Source organism: Albimonas sp. (assembly GCF_055129145.1).
Window position 1 is genome coordinate 23,444 of sequence record NZ_JBSRTQ010000039.1, and the last position, 6,766, is coordinate 30,209.

Below are 6,766 nucleotides of genomic sequence, written 5' to 3' on the forward strand. Positions count from 1 at the left end.
GCGCCCCGGGCCCTGACCTTCGCGGCGGCGCTCTCCCGCGCCGCCGCGCACCACCCTCCCCGTCCGCGCGCCTCGCACCGGAGCCCCCGCATGTCAGACGCCTCTCCCGACGCCCTTCTGCGGGTCGAGGGGATCTCGCTTTCCTTCGGCGGCATCCGCGCCGTGGACGATCTTTCCTTCACCGTCGCCCCCGGCCGGATCCTGGCCCTGATGGGGCCCAACGGCGCCGGCAAGACCACGACCTTCCACATGATCTCCGGCGTGCACTCGCCCAACTCCGGCCGCGTGATCTTCGACGGCGAGGACATCACGAAGATGCGCCCCGACCGCCGCTGCCATGCGGGCGTCGCGCGCACCTTCCAGATCACCCAGCCCTTCGATGAGCTGAGCGTGACCGAGAACGTCATGGTCGGCGCGCTCGCCCGCCATTCGCGCCTGACCGCGGCGCGCGAAGCCGCGATGGAATTCGTCGAGCAGGTGGGCCTCGCCGACCGCGCCGACGTGCTCGCCAAGGGGCTGAGCACCGGGCAGCGCAAGCGGCTGGAGCTCGCCCGCGCCATGGCCACCGGGCCGAAGCTTTTGCTGATGGACGAGGTGACGGGCGGCGTCGACCAGAAGAGCCTGCCGGGTCTGATCGACCTGGTGCTGAGCCTTCGGGACGCGGGCCTGACCCTGATCATCGTCGAACACAACATGCGGGTGATCAACGACCTCGCCGACCGCGCGCTCTTCATGAACCGCGGCGTGAAGATGGCCGAGGGGACGCCTGCCGAAATCGCCGGGCACGCGGATGTGGTCGAGCTCTATCTGGGCGAGGGCGCGAAACATGGCTGATGCGCCGATGCTGAAAGTCGAAGGGCTCAACGTCGTCTACGGCAGCTATCAGGTGCTGTGGGACGTCTCGATCGAGGCCGAGGCCGGGTCGGTCGTGGCCATCCTCGGGCCCAACGGCTCGGGGAAAAGCACCGTGCTGAAGGCGATCATGGGCCTGACCCCGGTGCGGTCGGGAAAGGTCATCTTCGAGGGGGAGGACCTGACCCGCGTTCCGACCCACGAAAAGGTCGCCATGGGCATCTCCATGGTGCTGGAGCGGCGCCGGCTCTTCAAGGACATGACGGTGCGCGAGAACGTCATGCTCGGCGCCTATCACAAGGCGGTCGCGGCCAAGGCCTCCGAGCGGCTGGAATGGGTGGAGAGCCTGTTCCCGATCCTGGCGGAGCGTCGCGACCAGATCGCCGGCAAGATGAGCGGCGGCGAACAGCAGATGGTGGCCGTGGCCCGCGCGCTGATGTCGGGGCCGCGCCTGCTGCTGATGGACGAGCCGTTCCTCGGCCTCGCGCCGATGATCGTCGGCCAGATCGCCGACATCATCCGCAAGGTCAACGGCGAGGGCATCGCGGTGATCTTCAACGAACAGAACGTGCAGCTGAGCTTCGGTCTGTCGGACCAGGGCTATCTGCTCGAGGGCGGGCGCATGGCGCTGTCGGGCACGGGGGCGGAGATGATGCGCTCCGACATCGTGCGGCGCGTGTATCTCGGGACCTGAGGGGCGGACATGACGATCACGATCCTGATCGAACAGATCATAAACGGGCTGGTCATCGGCTCGATGTACGCGCTGATCGGCAGCGGCATCGCGCTGATCTACGGCACGATGCGGGTGCTCAACCTCGCGCATGGCGACTTCTTCATGCTGGGCGGGTATTTCGTATTCTTCCTCTCCGTCACGCTGGGGCTGCCGCCCTATCTCGCCATTCCGGGGGCGGTGTTCGGCGGGTTCCTGCTGGGCGCGTCGGTGCAGCGGCTGACCATCCACCACCTGCTGGGGCGCGAGGGGTGGATGTTCGCCACCATCGCGGTGACCATGGGCCTGTCCATCGTCATGCAGAACGCGGCGCTGCTGCTGTTCGGCGAGAATTTCCAGAGCGTGCCCTACTATATCGAGGGGATGGTCGACCTGTGGGGCGTGCGTCTGCCCGCCCAACGCCTGCTGATCCTGGCGGTGGCCGCGGTCACCATCGGGGGCATGACCTATCTGCTGAAACACACCCGCCTCGGCTGGGCGATCCGCGCCACCTCGCAGGACGCGGATGCGGCGGCGGTGGTCGGCATTCCGGCCGCGCGCATCCACATGATCACCTTCGGCCTCGCCGCGGCCTTGGGCGCGGTGGCCGCCACCATGCTGGCCCCGATCTATGCGGTGAACCCGTGGTCCGGCCTGCCGATCCTGCTCAAGGGGTTCGTCGTCGTGGTGCTGGGCGGGCTCGGGTCCTTCCCCGGCGCCATCGTCGGCGGGCTGGTGCTGGGGGTGGTGGAGGCGATCGGCGTGCAGGTCACCTCGTCCGAATGGCGCGACGTGATCTCGTTCGGGCTGATGATCGCCGTGATCTGGTGGCGGCCCTGGGGCCTGCTGGGGAGCAAGACGTCATGAGCCGCGCCCCCTTCCGAAAACCCAATTCGACGAGGTCCGCATGTTCCATCCGCTGACGCTGCGGCAGAAGGGCGGCGTCGCGCTGGCGATCCTGCTGCTGGTCCTGCTGCCGCTCGCCACCCATGACAGCTACCTGCTGCATGTGCTGATCCTGACCATGATCTTCGGGATCTTCGCCTCGGCCTGGAATCTGGTCACGGGCTTCGCCGGGCTCAAGACCTTCGGGCATCACGCCTTCTTCGGGCTGGGGGCCTATGGCTCCGCCCTGATCGCGATGCAGTCGGGGCTGAGCCCGTGGATCACCATCTGGCTGGGCGGGCTGCTCGCCATGGCCGCGGGCCTCGCCATCGGCCTGCCGATCCTTCGCATCCGCTCCATGCCCCATGTCGCCATCGTGACCCTGGGCTTCGCCGAGATCGTGCGGATCACGATTTCAAATCTGCAGGACCTGACCCGGGGCGAGCTCGGCCTCTGGGGCATTCCGTTCTTCGACGGCTTCGCCCTGCCGGGGCTTGGCAAGGTCAGCTTCAGCCCCGCCGACAAGGTGTCGTTCTATTACCTCGCGCTGGGTCTGCTGGCGCTGTCGCTGGGCGCCATCGTCGCCATCATGCGCTCCCGCGTCGGCCTGACCATGATCGCCATGCGCGACGCCGAGGACGCGGCCGAGAGCCTGGGCGTCAACCTTCCCCGCATGAAGCTGCTGGTGTTCGGCGTCTCGGCCTTCATCGTCGGCGTGGCGGGGGCGTTCTACGCCCATTACATCACCATCCTGACCCCCACCGCCGCCGTCGGGGCCGACCTGATGATCCTGGTCATCGCCATGGCGCTGGTGGGCGGCCTCGGCACGTTCACCGGCCCGCTGCTGGGCGCGCTGATCCTGACGGTGTCGGTCGAATGGCTGCGCGATCTCGAGGATTACCGCCTGCTGGTCTACGGCGCGCTGATCGTGGGCGTGGTGATGTTCCTTCCCAAGGGGCTGATCACCCTCGTCCCCGCCCTGCGCGGGGCCATCGCCGCCGCGCGCCGCGCGTGAAGGAGAGCGACATGAACCTCCCCCCCCTCGATCCGGCCGCCGAGGCCGCGATCCTCGCCGCCGTCGACGCGAATTTCGACGCGCAGATCCGGCTGACCCAGGACCTCGTCCGCGCCCCCTCGATCCGCGGGCAGGAGCACACCGCCCAGGACGTGATGGAGGCGGCGATGGCGGCCCGCGGGCTCGATGTCGACCGCTGGAAGATCAAGGTCGAGGATATTTCGGGCCTGCCCGGGTTCTCGCCGGTGGTCGACGCGGATTACGCCAACGCCTGGAACGTGGTCGGCGCGCATCGGCCGGCGAAGCGCGCGCCGGGCGGCCGATCGCTGATCTTCAACGGTCATGTCGACGTGGTGCCGACCGGGCCGGTGGAGCGCTGGACCACGCCGCCGTTCGAGCCGCGGCTTGACGGCAAGTGGATGTATGGCCGCGGCGCCGGCGACATGAAATCCGGCCTCGTCGGCACGCTCTTCGCGCTCGATGCGCTGAAATCCGCCGGTTTCGCCCCCGGCGCCCCGGTGTTCTTCCAGTCGGTGGTGGAGGAGGAGTGCACCGGCAACGGCACGCTCGCCTGCCTGCAACGCGGCTACCGCGCCGATTGCGCCTTCGTGCCCGAGCCGCTGGGGCCCAAGCTGATGCGGGCCGAGGTCGGGCTGATCTGGTTCCGCGTGATCGTCGACGGCGACCCGCAGCACGCCTCGGGCGGGTTCAACCAGGCCGGCGCCAACGCCATCGAAAAGGCGCTGACCCTCTGGCCGCCGATCAAGGCGCTGGAGGCGGAGTGGAACGCCCGCAAGGGCGACCATCCCGAATATGCCGATCATCCCCACCCGATCCGGGTGAATATCGGGGAGATCGACGGGGGCGAATGGACCTCCTCGGTCGCCGCCACCTCCGTGCTCAGCATCCGGGTGGGGGTGTTCCCGGGCGTGAACCTCGCCGACATCCGCGCCGAGATCGAGGCGCGGGTGGCCGAGGCCGCGCTCGCCGATCCCTATCTCTCGAACCGCCCGCCGCGGATCGAATATCACGGCCACATGACCGAGGGCTACGTGCTGGAGAACGCCGAAGGCCCCGAGGCGGTGCTCGCCGCCGCCCACAGGGGCGTCTTCGGCAGGGCGCTGGAGGAGGAGGCCACGTCGGCCGCCACCGACGCCCGCTTCTTCGGCCTCTATCAGGGCACGCCCGGGCTGGTCTACGGTCCGGTCTGCGAGCGCCCGCACGGGATCGACGAGCGGGTCGACCTCGACACCGTGCGCGACGCCACCAAGACCATGGCGCTGTTCATGGCGCGCTGGTGCGGACTGGTCCCGCTGGAAGGAAACGCCTGATGACCGACCTCCTCCGCTCCGACCCCGACCGCGGCTGGGCCGCGCTGATGGAGCTCGGCCGCATCGGCGAGACGCCCGATGGCGGCTGCCGGCGCCTGGCGATGAGCGCCGGCGACGGCGAGGCGCGCGTGCTGCTGAAACGCTGGATGGAGGAGGCGGGCTGCACGGTCGCCACCGACCGCCTCGGCAACATTTTCGGGCGCCGCGAGGGGACGGATCCGGAGGCGCTCCCCGTCGTCATCGGTTCGCATCTCGACACCGTGCCGACGGGCGGCAAGTTCGACGGGGCCACCGGGATCATCGCCGGGCTCGAAGTGCTGCGGCGGTTGCAGGAGACCGGGGCGAGCCTCCGCGCGCCGGTGGAACTGGCGATCTGGAACAACGAGGAGGGCTCGCGCTTCTCCCCGATGACCATGGGCTCTTCGGCCTATGTCGGCGACATCACGCTCGATTTCGCGCTGTCGCGCACCGATCCGGCCGGGATCACGGTGGCCGAGGCGCTGGCGGCGCTGGACGAGCCCGGCAAGAAGATCGAGGTCGGCGGACGCCCCTTCGCGGCCTATCTCGAAACCCATGTCGAGCAGGGCCCGCTGCTGAAGGAAGCCGACACCGCCATCGGCGTGGTCGTGGGCTCCTACCGCGCCCGCTACTTCGTCGCCCGTGTGCGCGGCGAACCCGGCCATGTCGGCCCGACCCTGATGGAGCATCGCCATGACGCGCTGGCCGGCGCCGCGGAGCTGATCCTCGGCATCGAGGCCATCGGCCGGGCGCGGGGCCGTCAGGGCCGCTCCAACGCGCCGCATCTCGAGCTCGACCCCAATGTCCGCGGCGTGATCCCGGGCGAGGTGCGCCTGAGCTGCGACATCCGCCACGAAACCCCCGAGGCGCTGGAGGAGATGGAGGGCGAGCTGCGCGCGCTCTGCACCCGCGTCGCCTCGGCCCGGGGGCTGGTCGTGGACCTCGACCCCTATTTCGCCTTCGGCCCCATCGCATGCCATGACGGCATGAACGCGATGATCCGCGGCTGTTGCGACCGGCTGGGCCTGTCGCATATGGACCTGCTGACGGTGGCGAGCCACGACGCGGTGCCGATGATGGGCTATTGCCCGACGGCGCTGTTCTTCGTGCCCTCCGACACCGGCATCAGCCATAATCCGGCGGAATGGAGCACGTCCGGCCAATGCGCCGCCGGGGTGGACGTGATGCTGGCGGCGACGATCGAACTCGCCTCCTGAGGGCCGGCGGGGGTCATTCCGGCGCGACGACGTCCCCGACCGAGATGGCCCCGCCGGTCAGGATCCGGGCGTTGAGGCCGGAACGGTTGATGAGGGGTTTGAAGATCGCCTTGCCGGTGATCTCCTCGATATGCCGGCAGGGGGTGGAGAGGCGCATCCCCTCCAGCAACGTCGCGCCCACCCGGAACCGTCGCCCGACCAGGTGGTTGAGCGGCGCCCCGCGCACGGTGACGTTGCGGCGATGCTCCTCGGGGGTCAGCGCGATGCCATGGTCGCGGGCGAGCGCCTCCAGCGTCTCGATTTCGAAGAGCGTGATCTGGCGGCCCTCCTCGGGCTTGGCCGAGTAGAAGCCCTCGCCGGTCGCGTAGCGGTCGCCTGAGACGCCGTGCCCGGCGACGAGGTCCAGCCGCGTCATCGCGGTCATCGGCAGGGAGGCGCGCGCCGTGACATGCAGCGCCTCCACCACGCCGGACCAATGCGGACGGGTCGCATGCGGATCGCTCATGTCATCGTCTCCCCCTGAACTGGCGCGCCAGCATAAGTCAGGAAACGAGGGTCGGCGAGGGGGGCAGGGGGCCTCCCGCCTCAGGCTTCGGACCGGCGCCGAAGCGCGCCGTCAGGGCGCGAGGGAGGGAGATGGTGGGCGGTACTGGATTCGAACCAGTGACCCCAGCGATGTGAACACTGTGCTCTACCAACTGAGCTAACCGCCCGGTGACGCGCTCATTAAGGGGCG

General features: G+C 69.2%; 7 protein-coding genes and 1 tRNA gene. 6 read left to right on the plus strand and 2 right to left on the minus strand.

What is annotated here, in order from left to right:
• Window positions 1-90 precede the first annotated feature (90 nt).
• The 6 genes from ACTB72_RS08665 to ACTB72_RS08690 are packed head-to-tail and all read left to right on the plus strand — an operon-like array spanning window position 91 to window position 6,030.
• The gene (locus ACTB72_RS08665) at window positions 91-834 is read left to right on the plus strand and encodes an ABC transporter ATP-binding protein (protein ID WP_463036594.1); all 744 of its coding nucleotides are present in this window, start codon (window positions 91-93) and stop codon (window positions 832-834) included.
• Entirely contained in the window at window positions 827-1,546 is a 720-nt protein-coding gene (locus ACTB72_RS08670; RefSeq protein ID WP_463036595.1) for an ABC transporter ATP-binding protein, read from the plus strand. The genes ACTB72_RS08665 and ACTB72_RS08670 overlap by 8 nt, the downstream gene beginning before the upstream one ends.
• 9 nt (window positions 1,547-1,555) lie before the next feature.
• A complete protein-coding gene (locus ACTB72_RS08675) occupies window positions 1,556-2,431 on the plus strand; it encodes a branched-chain amino acid ABC transporter permease (protein WP_463036596.1) in 876 nt (291 codons plus the stop codon).
• A gap of 40 nt (window positions 2,432-2,471) precedes the next feature.
• Window positions 2,472-3,464, plus strand: coding sequence for a branched-chain amino acid ABC transporter permease (locus tag ACTB72_RS08680; RefSeq protein ID WP_463036597.1), 993 nt, complete (start codon window positions 2,472-2,474; stop codon window positions 3,462-3,464).
• A gap of 11 nt (window positions 3,465-3,475) precedes the next feature.
• Complete coding sequence (locus ACTB72_RS08685; RefSeq protein ID WP_463036598.1) at window positions 3,476-4,795, plus strand: ArgE/DapE family deacylase; 1,320 nt, start codon at window positions 3,476-3,478, stop codon at window positions 4,793-4,795.
• The gene (locus ACTB72_RS08690; protein ID WP_463036599.1) at window positions 4,795-6,030 is read left to right on the plus strand and encodes a hydantoinase/carbamoylase family amidase; all 1,236 of its coding nucleotides are present in this window, start codon (window positions 4,795-4,797) and stop codon (window positions 6,028-6,030) included. The genes ACTB72_RS08685 and ACTB72_RS08690 overlap by 1 nt, the downstream gene beginning before the upstream one ends.
• A 13-nt stretch (window positions 6,031-6,043) precedes the next feature.
• On the opposite strand, the gene ACTB72_RS08695 is transcribed toward ACTB72_RS08690, so the two are convergent.
• Entirely contained in the window at window positions 6,044-6,535 is a 492-nt protein-coding gene (locus tag ACTB72_RS08695) for an MOSC domain-containing protein (protein WP_463036600.1), read from the minus strand.
• Window positions 6,536-6,667: 132 nt separating this feature from the next.
• Window positions 6,668-6,743, minus strand: a tRNA-Val gene (locus ACTB72_RS08700).
• Window positions 6,744-6,766: the final 23 nt, after the last annotated feature.